A 21660-nucleotide genomic window follows, 5' to 3' on the forward strand; every position below is an offset into this window, starting at 1 on the left:
CTCGTAGCAATGAAGTAATACGTCTTGGTCCCCTGCATAACAAAGCGCCCTTTATTAAAGTCGTTGCTTTTAGCCAAGTAGCTGAACTCATTAAAGGTGCAAATGCGGATAAAATCGTTATAATTGAGTCAGGCAATGACGGTCCCTTCCTTGGAATGGTTTAATTTTTTTGTCAAAAAAATTGTGCCGTCATTGCCACTTGAACTCCAGTTATTCTGCTTGTTTTCTACCAAAAAAATCAAATTCTGCTCATTATTTAAGCATACTTGCTTAAGTTAAATGGCCAAAGTCGAGTGAAAATGATAGTGAGGTGCTCATTTTCCATTGTTGGACTGGAGTTCATGACTCTGAACCCGATATGTTAGTTGATACAGAAATCAGCTTTATTCTTCGTTTGGGTAGTTTAGGCTTACAACAAAAAGTCATTCCAAATCGAGTTGAATTGACGAGAGATGCTATTGCTCCTGGGTATGCTGAAAATTGGGTGTTATGTTAAGCCAAATGCTAAAGCAAATATACTGGTATTGGGAAAAGATGTTTATCAAAAGTCGTTTATAACAGCGAATCCTGATTTACTTGAGATATTAGATATACCGTTAAAAAATAAATTAGCACTTTCTCATCATCATCACTCAATTACTTTGCAAGTGAAAAAAGTTTTAGTCAATATAATAACAGGTGAAAAGCCAAGTTTGGAACGTGTTGCTGCAGAGCTTTCAATGAACCCAAGAACATTGCAAAGGAAGTTAAGCCAGCATAACACCAATTTTAATACATTATTAACAGAAGTTAGAAAGGAAATGGCTTCGTATTATATGGAAAAAAAAGGCTTAAAAAAAGGAGAGGTTGCGTTTCTACTGGGTTTTGATAGTGTGAATTCTTTTTATCGATCCTATAAAAAATGGCGATGATATTTTGTTTTTTTAAGAATAAGTGGAGCATTGTATGAAACGACTTGAAAACAAAGTTGCTGTAGTGACTGGTGGTAGTACAGGGATTGGGTTGGCAACGGCTGCAAAGTTTGTACAAGAAGGGGCAACCGTTGTAATCTTTGCCCGTAATAAAGATGAACTAGAAATAGCTGTTAATCAGTTAGGTGATAGATGCTTTGCTTTTCAAGGGAGTGTAACCAGTCAGGAAGATCTCTCTAAACTTTATAGCTATGTGCACAAAGAGTTTGGTAAACTCGATATTATTTTTGCCAATGCCGGACAGGGTGAGTTTACTCAATTAGATGTCGTGACAGAAGATCATTTTGATAGAATGTTTAATGTTAATACAAAAGGTGTATTCTTTACGATTCAGCAAGCATTACCCTATTTATCATCAGGGGCATCGATAGTCATAAATGCGTCAATTTCTGGTATTAAAGGGTTTCAACAATTAGAAGCATATTCGGCATCAAAAGCAGCTGCGCGCTCTTTAGCAAGGACATTATCTGCAGACCTGGCATGTAAAGGTATTCGTATTAATGCCATTTCTCCAGGTCTTATTGATACGCCTATCCACACTAAAATGGGCGTTGATGGAGAGAATGTGCGTGAGGGAGCGAGACAAGCCATACCTTTAGGCAGAATAGGAAAACCTGAAGATGTAGCGAATGCTGTAGCATTTTTAGTCTCAGATGAAGCTGCGTATATTGTGGGGATAGACTTAATTGTTGATGGTGGTCTTACACAGGTTTAATGTGAATGGAAGATTGCAATAACAAGTGTTAGCACATTACTGTAACGTGAGAAAGGCTTTATGAATACAATAAGTTTCGTAAAGCCTTATAGCCATTCAGGTTTGACTTATTGAATAGTCCATTTAGGGTACACCTATAGTGTACTGACTTAAAACTGATTAACAATTAAGCACTGAATAGAATAGTCAGTTATTATTTGAAGAACTCTAGGCAAGTGTTTTAGCCTAATTGTTAAAAGCCTTAAGTTGCTCTATCTTTGGAAACCCTTGCCACTCGTAGTTATGTCTAGTCAAAAAAACGTCATACGTATCTAGGTTATTCCACGACCACCAAAAGTCTTTAAGCTCCTCTAAAGCTTCATAACAGTAAGAAATTGCAGGTTGGATATAGACAGCACAATTTTCAATATTGAATAAAGCGACTTTCAAGTAGTTAGAAGGTAACGACTGAGCATTTAATTTAAGGTTTTTTATATCATGAATTAGTTTTTTATTTTTTGTGTTAAACTCCGCTTTAGATTGGTATGCAAGAGGTTTCTTGTTATCAAGCTCTTCAAATTGCTGAATATTTTTTATGTGGAATACTGCACTCAATATATACCTGGTTTTTACAAATAAATTATAAATTTTTTCTTTTTCTTCTACTGTTGGTTTAGGGAGTATATCACTTAAAAGATTTTTTTCATTTCCAATTACTATTGATGGGAAAATGAAAAAAATCATTAATATAGCCTTTAGCATATAGCCCTCCATGCTCAGTAGTAGTCACGTTATAATATCTATATATGATAGTTAAAACTCGATTGATTGTAAGTATTCAGTTTGTCATGGATTATCTAATTATTTAATAAGTAATTTATCCTTTTTCTTTCTTTAACTCATTGTATTTATTTACCTGACAACTGGTGCATTTAGGGTATACCTTTAGTGTACTGTTTGTAGGGTAGTCCAATAAGTTATTGACCCACTATGTATACCCAAAACGAAGGGTTTTTAGGGGCGGCCGTCAAGCGATGAAGCTCCCGGAGCTTATATTAATAAGTGACTGGTGTGAAGAGCGCTGACAACAAACCCTAAAAATGATTCTTGAAGGGTATATAATGGACTTTTTAAGAATACCAATAAAAAACGGAATAATAATATGCGTTGAGGCTTATTAACATTGAACGTAAAACCCTTTTACGATTCTTCCCAAAGACAGATTCCTGTGTCAATACGGCTTTGATAACCATAGTGTTCAAAAAGTTGCTCTGCACGTGAGTGACTATGGGGCTATGGCTTGGTAAAAATGTTTAGAGTATTGAGATAATAAGTCTGATTATTTGTTCTCTAAATATTTATGTAATGATATGCCGGTGATTGACGGCATATGGGATGTTGGTGGCGCGAATGGCTTTATGTGCCGTATTCATATAGCGATGCCTATTGCTTTTTGCCTTCTCTAAAGTGACTTGGGAAGCTACCTTTTAGTTTGCTATTTCAGATTTAACCTTTGGTTTTTTCCCAAATCGCAAGTGAGGATATTGTCAATATTTAAAGCTTGACTTACCTGATCAAAAACAATGTTCAGTTGTAAAACCTATGCAGTCTAAAGGTTATTAAGTGAGCAGTAGCCTGTCATTCGAAAATACGTTGTAAGTAGCATGCTGCCTGACTTGCCAACCTGCTTTCCTGTTGCTTGACTTATACATGATTAATACGTATGTTCAAATCGTTTGAATTTTGACTATTTTTTGTCTAACAAGTCACCTTTAGATGAGTGCTTAATGAGGCCAGTAGGTCATATTAGTGTAATAGTTTGTAGGTATTTCTCAGTTAAGTGAAATACAGGGGGAACGATTTGACTCACTACAGGCCGAAGAGCATGAGGTGTTCGGAACCATTACTGGTTGGTTAATGTCTGTTGTTGAGTAGTTAACCAGGTTAATACTTCCCTGAGTTAAACAGTGAACCCAAAGCACGATTCATGAAGGGTATTGATGGTATTTAAATCGAATTTATTATGGCGCAATCAGACACGGTAGAGCGAATACTTGATGCAGCAGAAGCCTTATTTGCTGAAAAAGGCTTTGCAGAAACATCATTACGCACCATCACAAGTAGAGCTGGAGTTAACCTGGCAGCGGTTAATTATCATTTTGGCTCTAAAAAAGTGTTGATACAGGCGGTCTTTTCCCGTTTTCTGGACCCATTTAGTAAGCAGTTATCACAAGCGCTTGATAATGTTGAAGCGCAGTGGCATGAAAAAACGCTGAGTTTAGAAGAGCTACTTAAACTGCTTTTCCAGCAGATTTTATCCGTAGAGTCTCGCGGTAAAAACGATTTATCAATCTTTATGCGTTTACTTGGGCTGGCCTTTAGTCAAACCCAAGGGCATTTGCGTAAGTATCTTGAGTCAGTTTATGGTGATACGTTTAGGCGTTACATTGAACTTGTGGTCCGCGCTGCACCTGGGTTACCCAAGGAAGAGCTGTTTTGGCGTATTAACTTTATGCTTGGCTCGGTAGCATTCACCATGTCTGGACTGGATGCACTGCGTGCGATTGCTGAGGCAGAATATGGTGAGCATCCAAATATTCCTGTGATACTTGAAAGAATGGTGCCTTTTCTTGCCAGTGGTATGCGTGCTGATGTACCAACATTAACCTCATCTCATACTTCGAGCGAACAAACAGCATTTGATACATGATGTCTGTAATGCCACGCCTTGAAGTTTGTGTAAGTACACAGCAACTGCTGCTATTTAATACTGGTAATGATACCCCTGTATGTTATTCCATCTCGACAGCAGAAAATGGGGTAGGGCAACAGCAAGGCAGTGGCCAAACCCCATTAGGCAAACACTATATTAGAGCCAAAATTGGTGGAGAATGCCCTTTAAATGCCGTGCTTGTCGGGCGTCGCTTTACGGGTGAAATCTACACGCCGCAGCTGGCTAAACAATACCCTCATCGTGACTGGATTTTGTCCCGTATTCTTTGGCTATGTGGCTGTGAAGTGGGCATCAATCGGTTGGGGAATGTGGATACCATGCGTCGTTATATCTATATTCATGGCACGCCGGATACCGAGCCGATGGGGGAACCTCACTCTCATGGCTGTATACGGATGCGAAACCAGGATTTAGTCGAACTTTTTAATGCGATCCCTGTGGGGACGCCTGTGCTTATTAAGCGTTAGTTGATCAAGGATTCAGTATGCGTTCTGGACCATTTGTGATTGACATTGCCGGCACCCAGTTGACCGAAGAAGATGTGCAATTACTCCATGACAACAGGGTCGGTGGGCTGATTTTATTTAGTCGTAATTATCAGCATCGACAACAACTTGTGGATTTAATACAGCAGGTGAGGGCTTTGCGTCCTGATTTGCTTATTATGACTGATCAGGAAGGTGGTCGTGTGCAGCGCTTTAAGGCTGAGTTTACACGTATTCCTGCAATGGGGCGCTTAGTTAAAGCGGCACAACACGAAAATATTGAGGTTCCAGCATTATTACGTGATGTTGGGTGGTTGTTAGCCAGTGAGTTATTAGCCTGTGGTATTGACTTAACGTTAGCTCCTGTCGTGGATTTAGATCGAGGCATCAGTACAGTAGTGGGTGATCGAGCTTTTGCTGAAGACCCACAATGTGTAGTTGAGTATGCCGGTGCCTTTATTGAGGGGTTAACTGCAGCAGGCATGTCAGCTTGTATCAAACATTTTCCAGGTCATGGTGGGGTAGCGGAAGATAGCCATCATCATCAGGTTGTTGATGAGCGTACCTTTGAAGACATTATGTCTACTGATGGCTTAACGTTTAAAACATTTATCAGGCAAGGTATTCCTGCGGTAATGGCTTCTCATGTCATTTTTCCAAAGGTTGCCGCAGAGCCAACAGGCTTCTCTCATTATTGGTTAACGACCATTTTGCGCGAAAAACTTGGCTTTAAGGGCGTTATTTTAAGCGATGACTTGTCTATGCAAGGGGCAAGTTGGCTAAATGGCAGTGCAGTTGCTCAAGCACAAGCCGCAATTGATGCAGGCTGTGATTTGTTATTGGTGTGTAATCAACGAGCCAAAGTCTTACAGCTGCTTCAGCAGACAGCTTTTGCTCAGCTTGATTGTGGAAACCAAATCCGTACACTGCGTTCGAATAATTATGTTGATTTTGACCAGTTACAAAAAGATGCGCGCTGGGTAGAGACCCGAGCACGCTTGATGCGGTGGAGTTATGACTGAGGACGTTGATAAGGCGGTAACCAACTTCTGGCAATACTTTGACTTTATTAAAAGCCAAGATATTTGGGTTTATCAGGTATTTACGGTGGTGTTTTTAACACTGCTGGCAAATTTTATTGCCCGACGAGTGTTGAATAAGCTAGCAATACAGTTAGAAAAAACCGTTAATGTCTGGGATGACGCGTTAATCGCAGCAGCACGGAAACCTCTTGAAATCCTGATCTGGGTGATAGGTTTAAGCTGGGCAGCCGAAATTACGCGTAAAGTGTCGCATGCTGTGGTGTTTGATATTATTGAGCCGGCACGCCAAGTGATTGTGATTGGACTAATCACGTGGTTTCTTGTGCGCTTAATACATAATATTGAGCAAACACTGATCGCACCACCTTCTCATCGCCAGCCGATGGATGCAACGACTGTATCGGCTATTGGCAAGCTGCTAAGGGCAGCCGTTATTATTACTGCAGTACTTGTTGTACTTCAGTCATTAGGGTACAGCATATCGGGTGTGCTGGCTTTTGGGGGAATTGGTGGTATTGCTGTTGGTTTTGCAGCAAAAGATTTATTAGCCAATTTTTTTGGTGGGTTGATGATTTATTTAGATCGACCTTTCAAAGTCGGTGACTGGGTTCGCTCTCCAGATAAAAATATTGAGGGTACCGTTGAGCATATTGGTTGGCGGTTAACTTGTATTCGTACTTTTGATAAACGACCTTTATATGTTCCTAACTCAACATTTGCCAATATCTCGGTTGAAAACCCTTCAAGAATGTTGAATCGACGGATCTATGAAACCATTGGTGTCCGTTATGATGATGCCAATAAAGTCCAGCCGATTATTGAATCAGTGAAAAGTATGCTGGAAAGTCATCCTGATATTGATACCCGGCAAACCTTGATTGTTAATTTTAATGCGTTTGGGCCATCCTCACTGGATTTCTTTATTTACACGTTTACCAAAACGACAAACTGGGTCGAATACCATAAAATTAAGCAGGATATTCTGCTAAAAATTCTAAAAATCATTGCTGAGCACCAGGCAGAGGTAGCCTTTCCAACACAAACGGTCCATTTACCTGATGCATTACAGGTTAATACAGCAAATGGTTTACATCATCCTGATAATAAAGTTGCATTAGAACACGGAGATTAACACATGCCGTCGATGGCTGTTATTGGGGGCACGGGGCTGACGCAGTGGCCAGAATTGGAGCTAAAGGATACCGTTTCGCACGAAACTGTTTATGGTAATCCATCTGCGCCTATTACTATTGCCAAGTTAGGGAATGTTGAGGTTGCTTTCTTGGCACGCCATGGCTGTCCTCACCAGTTTGCGCCACATCGTATTAATTATCGAGCGAATATCGCTGCGTTAAAGAAGCTTGGCGTGAATCAGATTTTTGCCGTAAATGCGGTGGGGAGTATCTGCTCAGAAATACCACCTGAGAGTATTGTAATACCTGATCAAGTAATTGATTACACCTACGGCCGTGAACATACTTTTTTTCCTGGCGATGATCAGCCAGTGCATCATATTGATTTTACTGAGCCTTTTAGCCCTAACTTGAGGGACCGGCTGTTGCAGACCGCTCAGGATATTCAGTTATCAGTTACAAAAAAAGCTGTATATGGTTGTACTCAAGGCCCACGTTTAGAAACGGTTGCCGAAATCAATCGTTTAGAGCGAGATGGCGTTGATATTGTTGGCATGACAGCTATGCCAGAGGCGGCCTTAGCGCGTGAGATGGAAATGGACTACGCGAGTATAGCCCTAGTTGTCAATATGGCGGCTGGACGAAGCTCAGGGATTATAACCATGGATGAAATTGAGCTGGCGTTAGCTAAAGGTATGCAAAACGTTAAACGTCTATTGCTGGCGACCCTTAACCGATAAGTATTGGACTGACATACGGATTGATCTGATGCCATTAATGATTATGAGGCGGGTTTTTCCTGTGACGGTAAAATAGGTGTCAACTTGATAATTACGCCAATAACAGGGCTGTCAATGTAGTGCAGTGTTTTTGGCGTAACCACTTCGGTTTGCTGCAAACTGTAGTTGGCTTTCAGTTCGTAGCGCAGGTCATCTGGACTGGCTGAGGCTAGCCAGCGCTCCTCGGCAGTCATTTCTGCTTCATCCTCAAATTCCATAACATTCCAACGATGCTGGCGTGCGGCTTGCTGCTTGGTCGGGGCGCTTACTTCAAATGTGCGAAACCACAAGTCGACCTTGAGCTGGTAAACATGCTCAAAAGGTTGAATTTGTATGGTGCCAATAAGTTCGGGCTGGTCTTCATAGTACTGTCCACCCTCTATGCGGATAGGTTCAGCTTGTTGGTAGGGTTGCATCCAACCGGCATAGGTCAGCACAAAAAATGTGTGGTTGCGTTGTAGTTTTTGTACAGTTGTGGACAAGGTTTGTTGATCTTTCTGAAGTGCTGGATAAGTAGTACGGGCGGTTAAGTTGCTCCCAATGTTGCTCAGGGATTGATCAGAAAGGTAAGCGTAGTGTGTGGGAAGGGGGTGTTTATTGAGTGCGGGCCAGTTTTCCAGTGTATCTTCGTTAAACTCTTGCTGAACGATAATGACTTCGACTTGCAGCCATTCGGGTAAAGGCTCTGTTAAGCTGTTTGCTGCAGGTTTGCTTGGTTGTGCTGTTGCCGCCAGGCAGGCAGCAACAGTCAACAGCGCTCCTGTTAGGATGAGTAATCGTGAGCATCCAATGCTTTGCATTTTCAAGTTGTTAGCTTATTCCATTCAATAATCACACCCTAAGCTTAGCCAGAGGCTAGTCAGTTTACCCATTAAAACAATGGATATGCCAAAAACAGTGAATACGCTCTTTAACAGTGATCACCGGGACTAGCTTGCCAGCAGAGTCATAACCTGCTGGGTAGTTTTTAAGCGCAGATCAGGAGAAGGCATGTCTTCAAAATATTTAAAGATGGTCGCGCCTTCCAGTCGGTAGCGATAAGGGTGAGCCTGTACCAGTTGCACAATTTTTAATGGGTCTACTTGAGGTTCACTGCCAAACTCCAGACGACCCGTTTCTGCTCCAGTATCGATTTTATGGATACCGAGCTTTTGCGCTAACAGCTTAAGCTCTGTTTGCCTGAACAGGTATTTCGTGGGCTCAGGTAATAAGCCAAAGCGGTCAATCAGTTCCACCTGCAGTTCTTCTAGTGACTCAGTGGTGGTGGCGTTTGCAATGCGCTTATACATCATCAGTCGGGTATGAACATCGGCAATGTAATCGTCAGGCAGTAAGGCGGGTACCCGTAAATTCACTTCAGGGCCTTGTTGTAAAGGTTTATCCAAGTCAGGGGTTTCACCTTTTTGAATGGATGCAACAGCACGCTCTAACATTTCCATATACAAGCTGAAACCCACAGATTGAATCTGCCCACTTTGTTCATCACCTAGCAACTCACCAGCACCCCGTATCTCTAAGTCATGGGTCGCTAAGGTAAAGCCAGCGCCTAGTTCATCTGCTACAGAGATAGCATCCAGGCGTTTTACGGCATCATCAGTGACTTTTTTCGATTCAGGCGTGAGTAAGTAAGCGTAAGCCTGGTGGTGGGAACGGCCAACCCGACCACGTAACTGGTGCAGTTGTGCTAAACCAAATTTATCTGCCCGGTCGATAATGATGGTGTTAGCGCTTGGGATATCGATACCGGTTTCAATGATCGTAGTACACACCAGCAGATTGCTGCGCTTATGGTAAAAGTCAGACATGACTTGCTCTAGCTCTCGCTCCCGCATTTGCCCATGACCAATGGCAATACGAGCTTCGGGTACCAGCTCGGTAAGTTCTTCGGCGACTTTCTCAATGGTTTTGACTTCATTGTGTAAGTAATACACCTGCCCACCACGTAGCAGCTCACGGAGAATGGCTTCTTTAATCAAGTGTGAGTCAGAGGGACGGACAAAGGTTTTTACCGATAACCGGCGTGCTGGTGGCGTAGCGATAATCGATAAGTCTCGCAGGCTGGCCATCGCCATATTTAAAGTACGTGGAATGGGGGTGGCGGTAAGGGTCAGTATATCGACTTCAGCGCGCAGGGCTTTTAACTGCTCTTTTTGGCGTACCCCAAACCGATGCTCTTCATCGATAATGATTAAGCCCAAGTTGCGGAAAGTGACAGACCCTTGTAACAGCTTGTGAGTTCCAATGACGATATCCACTTTGCCTTCTTCTAAGGCTGAAAGGGTTTGATTCACTTCTTTACTGCTACGAAAGCGTGAAAGTACCTGAATGTTAACGGGTAAATCGGCAAAGCGATCCTTGAAGCTTTCATAATGTTGCTGGGCGAGTAGGGTGGTGGGGACGAGGACGGCAACCTGCTTGCTGCCTTGCACGGCAATAAACGCTGCTCGCATCGCGACCTCGGTTTTACCAAAGCCCACATCACCACAGACCAGTCGGTCCATCGGTTGAGGCGAGGTCATGTCTTGTATGACGGCTTGAATAGCTGACTGCTGATCAGGAGTTTCCTCAAAAGGAAAGCTGCTGGCAAACTGCTCGTAGCTAAGCTCGGGCGCAGGAAAGGGAAAACCTTGTCGTGCTGCACGGCGGGCGTAAATATCTAATAGTTCGGCGGCGACATCACGGGCTTTTTCGGCAGCTTTGCGCCGTGCTTTACTCCACTGTTCACTGCCTAGTTTGTGTAAGGGGGCTAACTCATCATCGGCGCCTGTGTAGCGGGAAATTAAATGGAGACTGGAAACCGGCACATAGAGTTTCGCTTCATCACTGTACTCCAGGGTTAAAAATTCAGCCGGGTGATCATCAATGGTGAGCGTTTGCAAGCCACGATACCGGCCTACGCCATGATCAATATGAACAACAGGCGCGCCTATTTTCAGCTCAGTTAAATTCTTAATGATCTGATCACTTTGGTCTTGCTGTTTTCGACGGCGCCGGCGTTGTGCCACCCGCTGGCCAAATAACTCGGACTCAGTAATCAGACACAGGTTTTGATCGGTGAACCATAAACCTTGATCAATAGGCGCCACGGTAATGCCAAAAGCGCTGCTGGTATCATCAGCAAAGGCGTGCCAGTGACTAAAAAATGTAGGGTTGATATTTATTTTTTTAAGATGCTCTAGCAGTGTTTCCCTTCGACCTGCTGACTCAGCGCAAAATAGAATGCGAGGCTTGTGCTCAGCAATAAACGCTTTGAGTAAGTGTAGGGGTTGTTCATGGCGGGCATCCGTTGCCAAAGAGGGTAAGGGGGAACTGGCAAGGTTGGTACGCCCCGACTTTTCTTCAACGGTCTCTTTTTCAAGCTGCAGTCGCGGTAACTGACGACACGCTGAAAAAAACTCATTGCTAGGGACAAACACGCGATGCGGCGGCAGAATGGGTCGCCGAATATCATGACGACGACTTTCGTATCGATTACTGGCTTCTTGCCAAAAACGCTCAATGGCCGGTTCCACATTACCAAATAGGATGGCTTGAACCTGACTGGGTAAGTAGTCAAACAGGGTGGCGCACTCTTCAAAAAATAGCGGCAGATAATACTCTACACCTGCAGGGGCAATGCCATGAGTGACATCTTGATAAACTGGGCACTGTCTGAAGTCCACATCAAATGTTGTACGCCATGCCTGCTTAAAATGATCAATCGCTTTGCGATTGAGTGGAAATTCTTTAGCGGGCAACAGGTGAAGTTCATTAAGCTTTTCTGTTGAGCGTTGTGTTTCAGGATCAAATAAACGTAGGGTTTCAATGGTGTCATCAAATAAATCAATACGTACTGGGGTTTCCAAACCCATTGGAAATATATCCATAATACTGCCTCTTACCGCAAACTCACCGTGCTCATAAACCGTATCAACACAGCGGTAACCAGCACTTTCTAGGCGTTTACGCTCAGTTTCCAGGGCAAACTGGTCGCCAACCGTCAACATAAGGCTGTTTGCTTGTAAGTAGTTGCTGGGCGTAATGCGATGCATCAGGGTCGTGACCGGAACAATAAGAATACCTTGATGCACTTGGGGCAAACGGTAAAGGGTCAGTAATCGTTGTGAAATAATATCCTGGTGTGGGGAAAAGCTATCATAGGGGAGTGTTTCCCAGTCAGGAAAAGACAACACAGGAAGTGTGTTGTCGGCTAAAAACAACCCTAGTTCACGTTCAATCTGGTTCGCACTGGCCGTGTCTGGGGTAATGATCAGACTTAATCCATTAAATTGGTGAGCGGCTGTGGCGACAGCCCAGCTGGTTGTCGCACCCTGTAAGTTGCCAAGAAAACGTCGATCACCACGATGCGTGGGTAATTCCAGAGTCGTATGTTGAACGGTCATTGACTTACCAGTTTGTCCTACAAAAATTCAGATAATCTTTCCAACCACGCATCATACGCGAGATATGGGATATAACGCACGCCGAGTATTAAGAATAACCCGTCACTGAGTTGCGTTGCCGGTAGCGAGCCTCGATAATATACGCGCTTATAACCTAGAGTGTGTATCGACAAAAAACAATACCGTAGTGTATTGGCTAACAAATAAAGGTAAAAAATCGTGAATCAAAAAATACAGCATGACTGTTTCCAGGATTGGAAAAAACGTGAAGCGATGGCTGAGGCCATGATCCCGCTAATTGGCAAGCTGTATCGTGAGCACAATGTCGTGACTTCCATTTACAGCCGACAAATCATTAACCGCTCGGTCATTGATATTATTAAAGCCCACCGTTTTGTTCGCCAGATTGAAGCAGAAGAACTGGCTATTGAAGACAGCTTCCCGATTCTCCAACTGCTCACGGATTTAAACTTAGGGCCAGCACATATTGATGTGGGCAAGTTAGCTATTAAATTCAAGAAGCAACAACAAACACAGGACCTGGCTACCTTTGTCCGTCAAGAGGTTGCAGATGTGATTGACAAACACCCTGGAGGCGATGGTAAAGGCCAGGATGTGGTGTTATACGGTTTTGGTCGTATTGGTCGTTTGGTGGCCAGAATATTAATTGAGCGTGCAGGGAGTGGTGATGGGCTAAACCTCAGAGCTATTGTGGTGCGTAAAGGCGGGGCTAAAAATGATTTACTTAAACGTGCCAGCCTCCTGCGCAGGGACTCTATCCATGGCTCATTTGGCGGAACCATAACCATTGATGAAACCAATAATGCGATCATTGCCAATGGTACATTTATTCAAGTGATTTATGCCAATTCACCTGCTGAGGTAGACTATGCTCAGTATGGTATAGACAATGCTGTCGTGGTGGATAACACCGGTATTTGGCGTGATGAAGGAAGCTTATCCCAGCACCTTAAGTGTTCTGGTGTGAGTCGCGTGTTATTAACAGCTCCAGGCAAGGGCGAATTGAAAAATATTGTGCAAGGGGTGAATCATCAGTTAATTACCGCAGATGATAAAATTGTGACGGCAGCTTCTTGTACGACCAATGCCATTGTCCCTGTGCTTAAAGCGGTTAATGATCAGTTTGGTATTGAACACGGTCATGTAGAAACCGTTCACTCCTATACCAATGACCAGAATCTTATTGATAACTACCATAAGGCTGACCGCAGAGGCCGAAGTGCGCCGTTGAATATGGTAATTACGGAAACAGGAGCGGCGAAAGCGGTGGCCAAAGCGTTGCCAGAGTTGAAAGGTAAGTTGACCGGCAATGCGATACGTGTACCCACACCGAATGTTTCTTTAGCTATTCTTAATTTAACGTTGAATAAAGACACAACAGCTGATGAGCTTAATAATTACTTACGAGAAATTTCACTTTACTCAGAGCTGCAAAAGCAGATTGATTATGTCAACTCGCCAGAAGTAGTGTCGTCTGATTTTGTTGGTTCTCGCTATGCTGGCATTATTGATGGAGAGGCAACCATAGCAGACAACAACCGTTGTGTACTTTATGTGTGGTACGATAACGAGTACGGCTATAGTTTTCAGGTGAATCGAATACTGCAAACGTTGGCTAATATTCGTTATCCCATGTTTCCAAAACCATAAAATTTGAATCAAAACCCTGTGGCTTTGCCATCGGGTTTTGTTCGCTGTTGCTCCGCAGTACCGCAAAATCTGAATAAATACGGCGTTATAGGTGGCATAATTTCGACTGCATCATTATAATGCTGGCGATTTTTCTGTGGGGTAATAACTCTAATTAGCCTGATGATGCTCATGTGAACCGCATTGTAAGATATCCCTAGAAATGGGTTTTGACCTACAAGGCATTATGATTTTAACGTGAGCCTATGAGCTCATAAGTAAGTCATGCTTCTCAGCGCAACCACTTGACTGAACAATACAACAACAAGTGTCAGTCGTCCGTGATGGGTTAATTAGGGTAACCTTGAACGTTCAACCAGTGATAGGCATTACGTATGATCAACATCAAACGGGGCCTTGATTTACCGATCACAGGATCGCCACAGCAGTCCATTGATGCTGCACGTCGCCCAGTCCGCTCTGTAGCGGTGCTTGGCCGTGACTATGTTGGTATGAAACCAACCATGGCCGTTGCTGAAGGTGATCGGGTAAAGACAGGACAGGTTATCTTTTCTGATAAAAAAACACCGGGCGTACTTTATACTGCTCCTGCAAGTGGAGTAGTGACCGCGGTCAATCGAGGTGAAAAACGGGTATTCCAATCGCTTGTGATAGAAGTTGATGGTGATGATGCTGAAACATTTGCCAGCTATGAGCCAAAAAACTTTGATCAACTGACACCAGCACAAGTACAGGAGAACCTGGTTCAATCTGGCTTATGGACAGCTTTCCGGACTCGTCCTTTCAGCAAAGTGCCAGCGCCAGATACTAGGCCACACTCCATTTTTGTCACGGCAATGGATACCCATCCGTTGGCTGCAGACCCTGCTGTCATCATTCAAGAGTATCAAGATGACTTTGTGCAGGGGCTGAAAATTATTGCTAGGCTCACTTCAGGCAAAGTATTTGTTTGTCACGGTGACAATGCTTCAATTAATGTAGGGCAAGCGCCAGCCTCATTCCATAGTTTCTCTGGACCGCATCCTGCGGGCTTGCCTGGAACCCATATTCACTTCCTAGATCCTGTAGGCACTAACAAAACCGTTTGGCATATTGGCTATCAGGATGTCATTGCCATTAGCCGTCTGTTTACTACAGGTAAACTATGGGTAGAGCGCGTCGTATCACTGGCAGGCCCTCAAGTGACTAAGCCTCGGTTGGTAAAGACTCAGCTGGGCGCTAACCTCACTGACCTTGTTCAAGGTGAAGTTTCTGATAAGGCCAATCGTATAATTTCAGGCTCTATTTTTGGCGGCTCAACAGCTAAAAATGAACTGGCATTTCTAGGTCGTTACCATAATCAGGTTGTGGTGCTTGAGGAAGGTTACAAGCGCGAATTCATGGGATGGTTGGCTGCTGGACAAGAAAAGCACTCAGTTATGAATGTGTTTTTATCCAAACTTTCAGCGAGCAAACGGTTTTCCTTTACCACTACAACCAATGGTAGTGTCAGAGCCATGGTGCCCGTGGGGAATTACGAAAAAATCATGCCACTGGATATTTTACCTACGCAGTTACTTCGGTCACTGATCGTTGGTGATACGGAAATGGCTCAAAAATTAGGCTGTTTGGAGCTTGATGAAGAAGATTTGGCATTGTGCAGCTATGTATGTGCTGGCAAATATGAGTACGGGCCAATCTTACGTGACAACCTGAATCGTATTGAGCAGGAGGGTTGAAGATGAGCTTGCGACAGTTTCTCGACAAAATAGAACCTAACTTTCATAAAGGGGGCAAGTACGAAAAGTGGTATGCGCTTTATGAAGCTGCAGATACTATTTTTTATACCCCTGGTAAAGTCACTGGTGGCACAGCACATGTCCGTGATGGTATTGACCTAAAGCGGATTATGATTACCGTTTGGTTTTGTGCATTTCCTGCTATGTTTTTTGGCATGTACAACGTGGGCTTGCAAGCACTGCAGGCGATGCCAACAGTAGGTGTTTCTGAAGTAGATGGTTTGCGTGGTGCATTTATCAGCCTGTTCAGCAGCTATGATGTTAATAGCTGGTGGGACTGTTTGATATACGGTGCAGCCTACTTTTTACCAGTTTATATCGTGACCTTCGTTGTCGGTGGTTTTTGGGAAGTATTATTTGCTTCAGTTCGTGGTCATGAGGTAAATGAGGGCTTCTTTGTAACCTCAATCTTATTTGCCTTGATCTTACCGCCAACCATTCCTTTATGGCAGGTTGCGTTGGGTATTTCCTTTGGTGTGGTAATTGGTAAAGAAGTTTTCGGCGGAACCGGTAAAAACTTTCTTAACCCAGCACTCACAGGGCGAGCTTTCTTATTCTTCGCTTATCCTGCGCAATTATCTGGTGATGCGGTTTGGACAGCAGTTGATAATTTCACAGGAGCAACAGCTTTAGGTGTAGCGGCTGCTGATGGTATGGACGCGCTGCAAAATACCTATACCTGGGCACAAGCTTTTGTCGGTACGATCCCTGGCTCAATTGGTGAGACTTCTACCTTAGCCATTATGCTAGGTGGCTTCGTGCTACTGATTACGGGTATTGCTTCTTGGCGGATTGTGTCTGGAGTGATGATTGGGATGATTGCCACATCACTGCTATTCAATGCTATTTCCTCTGAATCCAATTATATGTTTGCCATGCCTTGGTACTGGCATCTGGTATTGGGTGGCTTTGCCTTTGGTATGTTCTTTATGGCCACAGACCCTGTTTCAGCGTCAATGACGAATACAGGTAAATGGTACTTTGGTGGTTTGATTGGTGTAATGGTGGTGTTGATTCGGGTCATTAACCCCGCTTTCCCTGAAGGAATGATGTTAGCCATTCTATTTGCCAATCTGTTTGCGCCGTTAATTGACCATTTTGTGGTGCAAGCGAATATCAAGCGGCGGGAGGCGAGACTCAATGTCAGCTAATGACTCAATCAAGAAAACGATTACCGTTTCTGTCCTGCTGTGCTTGGTCTGCTCTGTTTTAGTTTCCGGTGCAGCGGTAATGTTGCGGGATACTCAGAAGCAAAACAAACAGCTGGATAAACAGCGTAGTATTCTGGAAATTGCGGGCTTGATGCAGCCAGACAAGTCTATTGCAGAGCAGTTTGCGGCGATTACCCCGAAAATTGTTGATCTGCAGTCAGGCCAGTTTACGGATGAGATTAATGCCAGTGGCTATGACCAGCGTAAAGCTGCAAAAGACCCGAAGCAGTCTGACATCGTGCCAGCTGATCAGGATATTGCCAGCATTAAGCGCAAAGCGCATTACGCGACAGTTTATGTGGTAGAGAAAAACAATAGCATTGATACCATCATTTTACCGGTTCATGGCTATGGACTCTGGTCAACAATGTATGGCTTTCTGGCCTTGAAAGGGGATACCAAAACGGTTGTGGGCTTTGGCTTCTATGATCAGGGAGAGACTCCTGGCCTGGGTGGTGAAGTGGACAACCCCAAATGGAAAGCGCTGTGGACTGGTAAAGAGGTGTTTGATGACCAGTTTAAAGTGAAGATTAACTTGGTCAAAGGTGCAGCGAACCCGAGTAATCCCAACTTTGACCACCAGGTTGATGGTTTAGCGGGAGCAACGCTAACCACACGTGGTGTTGAAAACCTGCTGCATTACTGGCTGGGTGAAAATGGCTTTGGACCTTTCTTGGCAAACTTAAGAGCGGGGAAAGCGTAAAATGAGTACGACCAAAGAAACCATCTTATCCCCCATTTTTGATAACAACCCGATTGCGTTACAAATTCTGGGGATTTGTTCTGCACTGGCGGTAACCAGTAATTTGCAGACAACCGTTGTAATGTGTATTGCACTGACGCTGGTAACGGCCTTTTCCAATATGTCAGTGTCGTTAATCCGCCACCACATACCCAGCAGTATTCGTATTATCGTGCAAATGACGATTATTGCTTCATTGGTTATTGTGGTGGACCAGGTGTTGAAGGCTTTTGCATATAGCATCAGCAAGCAGCTTTCAGTTTTCGTGGGGCTGATCATTACCAACTGTATCGTCATGGGTCGTGCTGAAGCCTTTGCTATGAAAAACCCACCCATCCCCAGCTTCATCGATGGTGTTGGTAATGGATTAGGGTACAGCATTATTTTGCTGACCTTAGGATTTATTCGAGAGCTGTTTGGGGCAGGTAAATTGTTTGGTGTTGAGATTCTGCCGCTGGTGAGTGAAGGTGGATGGTATCAACCCAATGGCATGCTGCTCTTACCACCTTCAGCGTTCTTTTTAATTGGTTTACTGATTTGGGGCCTCCGAACTTGGAAGAAGAGCCAAGTGGAACAGCCTGACTATAAACTGGCCGCTCACAGCAAGTATAAGGAGGCTATGTAATTATGTTTGAACATTACATTAGCTTATTCATAAAGGCTGTTTTTATTGAAAATATGGCACTGGCATTCTTTCTGGGAATGTGTACGTTTCTTGCCATTTCTAAAAAGGTTCAGGCGGCTATTGGTTTGGGAATAGCGGTCATTGTGGTATTGGCAGTAACAGTACCAGTCAATAACCTCCTTTATCAGCATGTTTTAAAAGAAGGGGCTTTAGCTTGGGCGGGCTTGCCTGATGTTGATCTGTCTTTTCTTGGTTATTTAAGTTACATCGGTGTGATTGCAGCTATTGTGCAGATACTGGAAATGGTGCTGGATAAGTATGTGCCTGCACTCTACAACGCGCTAGGTGTTTTCTTGCCTTTGATCACCGTTAACTGTGCCATTTTGGGTGCTTCTTTGTTTATGGTCGAGCGAGACTATACCTTTGCAGAAAGTACCGTATACGGTATTGGCGCAGGTGTAGGCTGGGCGCTGGCTATTGTCGCTCTGGCCGGTATCCGAGAAAAACTCAAGTATAGCGATGTCCCAGAAGGGTTACGTGGCTTAGGTGTAACATTTATTACTGTTGGTTTGATGTCATTAGGCTTTATGTCTTTCTCTGGCGTTCAACTCTAAGCAGTTATGTGGACCAACAGTGAATGAATAATAAGGAAACGATATGTCAGGTATCAGTGTAATCCTGCTCGGGGTTGCCATGTTTACAGTCATCGTCCTTGCACTGGTGGCAGTAATCCTGGTAGCCCGCTCCAAGCTGGTGAGTACCGGTGATGTCACCATTAACATTAATGATGATCCCGAGAAATCAGTAACAACGGCGGCTGGAGGTAAACTACTGCAGACGCTAGCTGAGAATAACATTTTCTTGTCATCGGCCTGTGGCGGTGGTGGCTCTTGTGCTCAGTGCAAGTGTAAGGTGCTCGATGGTGGCGGTTCAATTCTGCCGACTGAAGAGTCTCACTTTAACAAGCGGGAAGCGAATGAAGGTTGGCGCTTGGCTTGCCAGGTTCCAGTCAAGCAGAACATGCAAATTGAAGTCCCCGAAGAGTTTTTTGGGGTTAAAAAGTGGGAATGTACGGTTAAGTCAAACCACAATGTGGCGACCTTTATCAAAGAGTTGGTGCTGGAGTTACCAGAGGGTGAGGTTGTCAATTTCCGGGCGGGTGGCTATGTCCAGTTGGAAGCGCCACCTCATGAAGTTCATTATAAGGACTTTGATGTTGAAGAAGAGTACCGTCCGGACTGGGATAAGTTTAACCTGTGGCAGTACGTCTCCAAGGTGGATGAGCCTGTTATCCGGGCCTACTCAATGGCGAATTATCCTGAAGAAAAGGGTGTTCTGAAGTTTAATATTCGGATTGCTTCACCACCGCCTGGCTCAGATGTGCCACCCGGTAAGATGTCTTCCTGGGTGTTCAACCTTAAGCCTGGCGATAAAGTGACGGTGTATGGTCCCTTTGGTGAGTTCTTTGCGAAAGACACAGAAGCGGAAATGGTCTTTATCGGTGGTGGTGCGGGTATGGCACCTATGCGAGCCCATATTTTCGACCAGCTCAAACGCTTGAACTCGAAGCGTAAGATGTCATTCTGGTATGGTGCTCGTAGTAAGCGTGAGATGTTTTATATTGAAGACTATGATCATCTTGCCGCTGAAAATGACAATTTTGAGTGGCACGTTGCACTGTCAGATCCTCAGCCAGAAGATAACTGGACTGGGTACACTGGTTTTATCCATCAGGTATTGCTTGAAAACTACTTGAAAGATCACCCAGCACCTGAGGACTGTGAATACTACATGTGCGGGCCACCCATGATGAATGCGGCTGTAATCAAAATGCTGGAAGACTTAGGTGTTGAGCCTGAAAATATCCTGCTTGATGATTTTGGTGGTTAATACTGAGCTGGTTAAAAGTGAACATACTATGTCAGTTTATACTGTCATAATACAAAGCTTTAGATAACGTCAAAAAAGGGTTCGGTCAGCATGATTGAACCCTTTTTTGCTTATGTGAGGCACTCAAGCAATCATTGTTTAGTATCAGTGAGTACTGTAGTGAACATACTTGAACAATATTTGTATGTGAAAAAAAATGTTTTTGGCTGCGCCATTTTATTGTCTCTGCTTGCGCTGTTAACCGGTTGTAATCAGAAGACAATAGAGCAGGTCAGTGGCCCGACGATGGGCACCTCTTATCAGGTAAAGTATATTGCAGGGGATAGCAGTGTAAGTCAGTCAGAAGTGGCACAACGCGTTGATGCTGTGCTGGCTGATATCAATCAGCGTATGTCAACGTACATTCCAACCTCTGAACTTATGCAGTTTAACCAGGCTCCTACTGGTGAGGTGTTTAAGCTCTCGAATGATATCGTGACACTTGTGGCCTTAAGTCAAGAAATCTCGGAGATGAGTGGTGGTCGCTATGATGTAACGGTTGGGCCTTTAGTTAATTTATGGGGGTTTGGTCCCGATAAGCGACCGACAACCATCCCTTCAGATGAAGCACTTGCTGAAGCCTTTGATAAGGTTGGTTATCAGCATGTGAAGGCGGATAAGCAGGCCTCTACCTTACTTAAAGTAAAACCTGTTTTTGTTGATTTATCTTCTATTGCTAAAGGTTATGCTGTCGATAAAGTGGCTGAAGCCCTCGACACGATGGGTATCAACAGTTATTTGGTCGAAGTCGGTGGGGAGTTAAAAATCAAAGGCGAAAAAGCGGCTGGCGTACCTTGGCGTATTGGTATTGAAGAGCCTGCTTTAGGTCAGCGTAAGGCCAGCGCGGCGATTGAAGCACCCGGTAAGGGAATAGCCACATCAGGAGATTACCGTAACTATTATGAAATAGATGGACAGCGCTTCTCTCACACCATTAATCCGCTGACAGGGCGTCCTATTACTCATAAGTTAGCATCTGTGACAGTGGTGCACCCATCTGTTGCGATGGCCGATGGGTTAGCAACCATGTTAATGGTTGTGGGCTACCCTGAGGGTATGGCGCTGGCAAAAGAGCACGATCTTGCGGCCTATTTTATTGTCAAAGAAGGGGAAGGGTTTACCAGTTACCTATCGCCTTCCTTTAAACCGTTTCTTGCGCCCAGTACCAGAGAGGAGTAAGCCATGACTGTTGTGCTGTTAGTGTTTCTCATGATGTTATTGATCATTGTAGGGATGGCTGTAGGGGTGATTTTTGCGCGAAAACCGATCAAAGGTTCTTGCGGAGGCTTAAATACGCTGGGAATGAAAACCGCTTGTGAAGTCTGTGGCGGCAATCAGGATAAATGTAAAAAAAATACGCAGCGTAATGTCAGTTCAGATAGCCAAGTGGATGAATCCACCACTGAATTTTATGATGCGACTAAATAATTTAGCCGTGAACAATACTGCTTCAATAGCATTTAAATGTGGCCAGATATTCTGG

21 protein-coding genes are annotated in these 21660 nt (G+C 44.0%); 17 read left to right on the forward strand and 4 right to left on the reverse strand.

The window, feature by feature from the left end; genetic code table 11:
* Nucleotides 1–310 precede the first annotated feature (310 nt).
* The 3 genes from F607_RS34020 to F607_RS0110050 are packed head-to-tail and all read left to right on the forward strand — an operon-like array spanning nt 311 to nt 1686.
* Nucleotides 311–496 (forward strand): hypothetical protein, encoded by a 186-nt coding sequence (locus F607_RS34020; protein WP_157365418.1) that lies wholly within the window; start codon nt 311–313, stop codon nt 494–496.
* The gene (locus F607_RS29040) at nt 471–911 is read left to right on the forward strand and encodes a helix-turn-helix transcriptional regulator (RefSeq protein ID WP_051311262.1); all 441 of its coding nucleotides are present in this window, start codon (nt 471–473) and stop codon (nt 909–911) included. Before F607_RS34020 ends, F607_RS29040 begins: the two co-directional genes overlap by 26 nt.
* A 34-nt stretch (nt 912–945) precedes the next feature.
* Entirely contained in the window at nt 946–1686 is a 741-nt protein-coding gene (locus F607_RS0110050; RefSeq protein WP_027707992.1) for a glucose 1-dehydrogenase, read from the forward strand.
* Nucleotides 1687–1911: 225 nt separating this feature from the next.
* On the opposite strand, the gene F607_RS0110055 is transcribed toward F607_RS0110050, so the two are convergent.
* Complete coding sequence (locus tag F607_RS0110055; RefSeq protein ID WP_027707993.1) at nt 1912–2427, reverse strand: hypothetical protein; 516 nt, start codon at nt 2425–2427, stop codon at nt 1912–1914.
* Nucleotides 2428–3688: 1261 nt separating this feature from the next.
* Between F607_RS0110055 and F607_RS29045 the strand changes: the two genes are divergently transcribed.
* From F607_RS29045 to F607_RS0110080, 5 genes are read left to right on the forward strand one after another with little or no spacing between them, the layout of a single operon-like run.
* Complete coding sequence (locus tag F607_RS29045) at nt 3689–4375, forward strand: TetR/AcrR family transcriptional regulator (protein WP_051311264.1); 687 nt, start codon at nt 3689–3691, stop codon at nt 4373–4375.
* The gene (locus F607_RS0110065; RefSeq protein ID WP_420864432.1) at nt 4372–4866 is read left to right on the forward strand and encodes a L,D-transpeptidase family protein; all 495 of its coding nucleotides are present in this window, start codon (nt 4372–4374) and stop codon (nt 4864–4866) included. The genes F607_RS29045 and F607_RS0110065 overlap by 4 nt, the downstream gene beginning before the upstream one ends.
* 17 nt (nt 4867–4883) lie before the next feature.
* Entirely contained in the window at nt 4884–5906 is a 1023-nt protein-coding gene (gene nagZ, locus F607_RS29050) for a beta-N-acetylhexosaminidase (RefSeq protein WP_038290902.1), read from the forward strand.
* Nucleotides 5899–7059: a mechanosensitive ion channel family protein gene (locus tag F607_RS29055; protein WP_084611187.1), complete on the forward strand. Its 1161-nt coding sequence runs from the start codon at nt 5899–5901 to the stop codon at nt 7057–7059. Before nagZ ends, F607_RS29055 begins: the two co-directional genes overlap by 8 nt.
* Nucleotides 7060–7062: 3 nt before the next feature.
* Nucleotides 7063–7800 carry an S-methyl-5'-thioinosine phosphorylase gene (locus F607_RS0110080; protein ID WP_027707995.1) on the forward strand — a complete coding sequence of 246 codons (738 nt, stop codon included), beginning with the start codon at nt 7063–7065 and terminating at the stop codon, nt 7798–7800.
* A 41-nt stretch (nt 7801–7841) separates the two neighbouring features.
* Here F607_RS0110080 and F607_RS0110085 read toward each other — a convergent pair whose 3' ends face one another.
* Together F607_RS0110085 and mfd are read right to left on the reverse strand one after the other, a co-directional pair.
* Nucleotides 7842–8639 carry a CsiV family protein gene (locus F607_RS0110085; protein ID WP_027707996.1) on the reverse strand — a complete coding sequence of 266 codons (798 nt, stop codon included), beginning with the start codon at nt 8637–8639 and terminating at the stop codon, nt 7842–7844.
* Between the two features lie 129 nt (nt 8640–8768).
* Nucleotides 8769–12221, reverse strand: a complete 3453-nt coding sequence (mfd, locus tag F607_RS0110090) for a transcription-repair coupling factor (protein ID WP_027707997.1) — start codon at nt 12219–12221, stop codon at nt 8769–8771.
* Nucleotides 12222–12440: 219 nt separating this feature from the next.
* On the opposite strand from mfd, the gene F607_RS0110095 reads away from it, so the two are divergent.
* The gene (locus F607_RS0110095) at nt 12441–13892 is read left to right on the forward strand and encodes a glyceraldehyde-3-phosphate dehydrogenase (protein ID WP_027707998.1); all 1452 of its coding nucleotides are present in this window, start codon (nt 12441–12443) and stop codon (nt 13890–13892) included.
* A gap of 8 nt (nt 13893–13900) precedes the next feature.
* Here the strand turns inward: F607_RS0110095 and F607_RS34025 are convergent, their stop codons facing one another.
* Nucleotides 13901–14065, reverse strand: coding sequence for a hypothetical protein (locus F607_RS34025; protein WP_157365420.1), 165 nt, complete (start codon nt 14063–14065; stop codon nt 13901–13903).
* A 201-nt stretch (nt 14066–14266) separates the two neighbouring features.
* Between F607_RS34025 and F607_RS0110105 the strand changes: the two genes are divergently transcribed.
* From F607_RS0110105 to nqrM, 8 genes are all read left to right on the forward strand, one after another.
* A complete protein-coding gene (locus tag F607_RS0110105) occupies nt 14267–15610 on the forward strand; it encodes a Na(+)-translocating NADH-quinone reductase subunit A (RefSeq protein WP_027707999.1) in 1344 nt (447 codons plus the stop codon).
* Nucleotides 15611–15612: 2 nt separating this feature from the next.
* The gene (locus F607_RS0110110; RefSeq protein ID WP_027708000.1) at nt 15613–16821 is read left to right on the forward strand and encodes an NADH:ubiquinone reductase (Na(+)-transporting) subunit B; all 1209 of its coding nucleotides are present in this window, start codon (nt 15613–15615) and stop codon (nt 16819–16821) included.
* The gene (locus F607_RS0110115) at nt 16811–17584 is read left to right on the forward strand and encodes a Na(+)-translocating NADH-quinone reductase subunit C (RefSeq protein WP_027708001.1); all 774 of its coding nucleotides are present in this window, start codon (nt 16811–16813) and stop codon (nt 17582–17584) included. The genes F607_RS0110110 and F607_RS0110115 overlap by 11 nt, the downstream gene beginning before the upstream one ends.
* 1 nt (nt 17585) lies before the next feature.
* Complete coding sequence (locus F607_RS0110120; protein WP_027708002.1) at nt 17586–18248, forward strand: NADH:ubiquinone reductase (Na(+)-transporting) subunit D; 663 nt, start codon at nt 17586–17588, stop codon at nt 18246–18248.
* Nucleotides 18249–18250: 2 nt separating this feature from the next.
* Nucleotides 18251–18862 (forward strand): NADH:ubiquinone reductase (Na(+)-transporting) subunit E, encoded by a 612-nt coding sequence (gene nqrE / locus F607_RS0110125; RefSeq protein ID WP_027708003.1) that lies wholly within the window; start codon nt 18251–18253, stop codon nt 18860–18862.
* A gap of 43 nt (nt 18863–18905) precedes the next feature.
* Nucleotides 18906–20138, forward strand: a complete 1233-nt coding sequence (gene nqrF, locus F607_RS0110130; RefSeq protein WP_027708004.1) for an NADH:ubiquinone reductase (Na(+)-transporting) subunit F — start codon at nt 18906–18908, stop codon at nt 20136–20138.
* A 90-nt stretch (nt 20139–20228) separates the two neighbouring features.
* Nucleotides 20229–21356, forward strand: coding sequence for an FAD:protein FMN transferase (locus tag F607_RS0110135; protein ID WP_084611188.1), 1128 nt, complete (start codon nt 20229–20231; stop codon nt 21354–21356).
* A gap of 3 nt (nt 21357–21359) precedes the next feature.
* Nucleotides 21360–21605, forward strand: a complete 246-nt coding sequence (gene nqrM / locus F607_RS0110140; protein ID WP_027708006.1) for a (Na+)-NQR maturation NqrM — start codon at nt 21360–21362, stop codon at nt 21603–21605.
* Nucleotides 21606–21660 lie beyond the last annotated feature (55 nt).

The organism is Zooshikella ganghwensis DSM 15267, from assembly GCF_000428585.1.
Lineage (GTDB): Bacteria > Pseudomonadota > Gammaproteobacteria > Pseudomonadales > Zooshikellaceae > Zooshikella > Zooshikella ganghwensis.

Coding starts and splice junctions, on each gene's coding strand:
- F607_RS29040 (WP_051311262.1), top strand. CDS start 471: ATGCTGAAAATTGGGTGTTATGTTAAGCCAAATGCTAAAGCAAATATA.
- F607_RS0110050 (WP_027707992.1), top strand. CDS start 946: ATGAAACGACTTGAAAACAAAGTTGCTGTAGTGACTGGTGGTAGTACA.
- F607_RS0110055 (WP_027707993.1), bottom strand. CDS start 2,427: ATGCTAAAGGCTATATTAATGATTTTTTTCATTTTCCCATCAATAGTA.
- F607_RS29045 (WP_051311264.1), top strand. CDS start 3,689: ATGGCGCAATCAGACACGGTAGAGCGAATACTTGATGCAGCAGAAGCC.
- F607_RS0110065 (WP_420864432.1), top strand. CDS start 4,372: ATGATGTCTGTAATGCCACGCCTTGAAGTTTGTGTAAGTACACAGCAA.
- nagZ (WP_038290902.1), top strand. CDS start 4,884: ATGCGTTCTGGACCATTTGTGATTGACATTGCCGGCACCCAGTTGACC.
- F607_RS29055 (WP_084611187.1), top strand. CDS start 5,899: ATGACTGAGGACGTTGATAAGGCGGTAACCAACTTCTGGCAATACTTT.
- F607_RS0110080 (WP_027707995.1), top strand. CDS start 7,063: ATGCCGTCGATGGCTGTTATTGGGGGCACGGGGCTGACGCAGTGGCCA.
- F607_RS0110085 (WP_027707996.1), bottom strand. CDS start 8,639: ATGCAAAGCATTGGATGCTCACGATTACTCATCCTAACAGGAGCGCTG.
- mfd (WP_027707997.1), bottom strand. CDS start 12,221: ATGACCGTTCAACATACGACTCTGGAATTACCCACGCATCGTGGTGAT.
- F607_RS34025 (WP_157365420.1), bottom strand. CDS start 14,065: ATGAGCATCATCAGGCTAATTAGAGTTATTACCCCACAGAAAAATCGC.
- F607_RS0110105 (WP_027707999.1), top strand. CDS start 14,267: ATGATCAACATCAAACGGGGCCTTGATTTACCGATCACAGGATCGCCA.
- F607_RS0110110 (WP_027708000.1), top strand. CDS start 15,613: ATGAGCTTGCGACAGTTTCTCGACAAAATAGAACCTAACTTTCATAAA.
- F607_RS0110115 (WP_027708001.1), top strand. CDS start 16,811: ATGTCAGCTAATGACTCAATCAAGAAAACGATTACCGTTTCTGTCCTG.
- F607_RS0110120 (WP_027708002.1), top strand. CDS start 17,586: ATGAGTACGACCAAAGAAACCATCTTATCCCCCATTTTTGATAACAAC.
- nqrE (WP_027708003.1), top strand. CDS start 18,251: ATGTTTGAACATTACATTAGCTTATTCATAAAGGCTGTTTTTATTGAA.
- nqrF (WP_027708004.1), top strand. CDS start 18,906: ATGTCAGGTATCAGTGTAATCCTGCTCGGGGTTGCCATGTTTACAGTC.
- F607_RS0110135 (WP_084611188.1), top strand. CDS start 20,229: ATGATTGAACCCTTTTTTGCTTATGTGAGGCACTCAAGCAATCATTGT.
- nqrM (WP_027708006.1), top strand. CDS start 21,360: ATGACTGTTGTGCTGTTAGTGTTTCTCATGATGTTATTGATCATTGTA.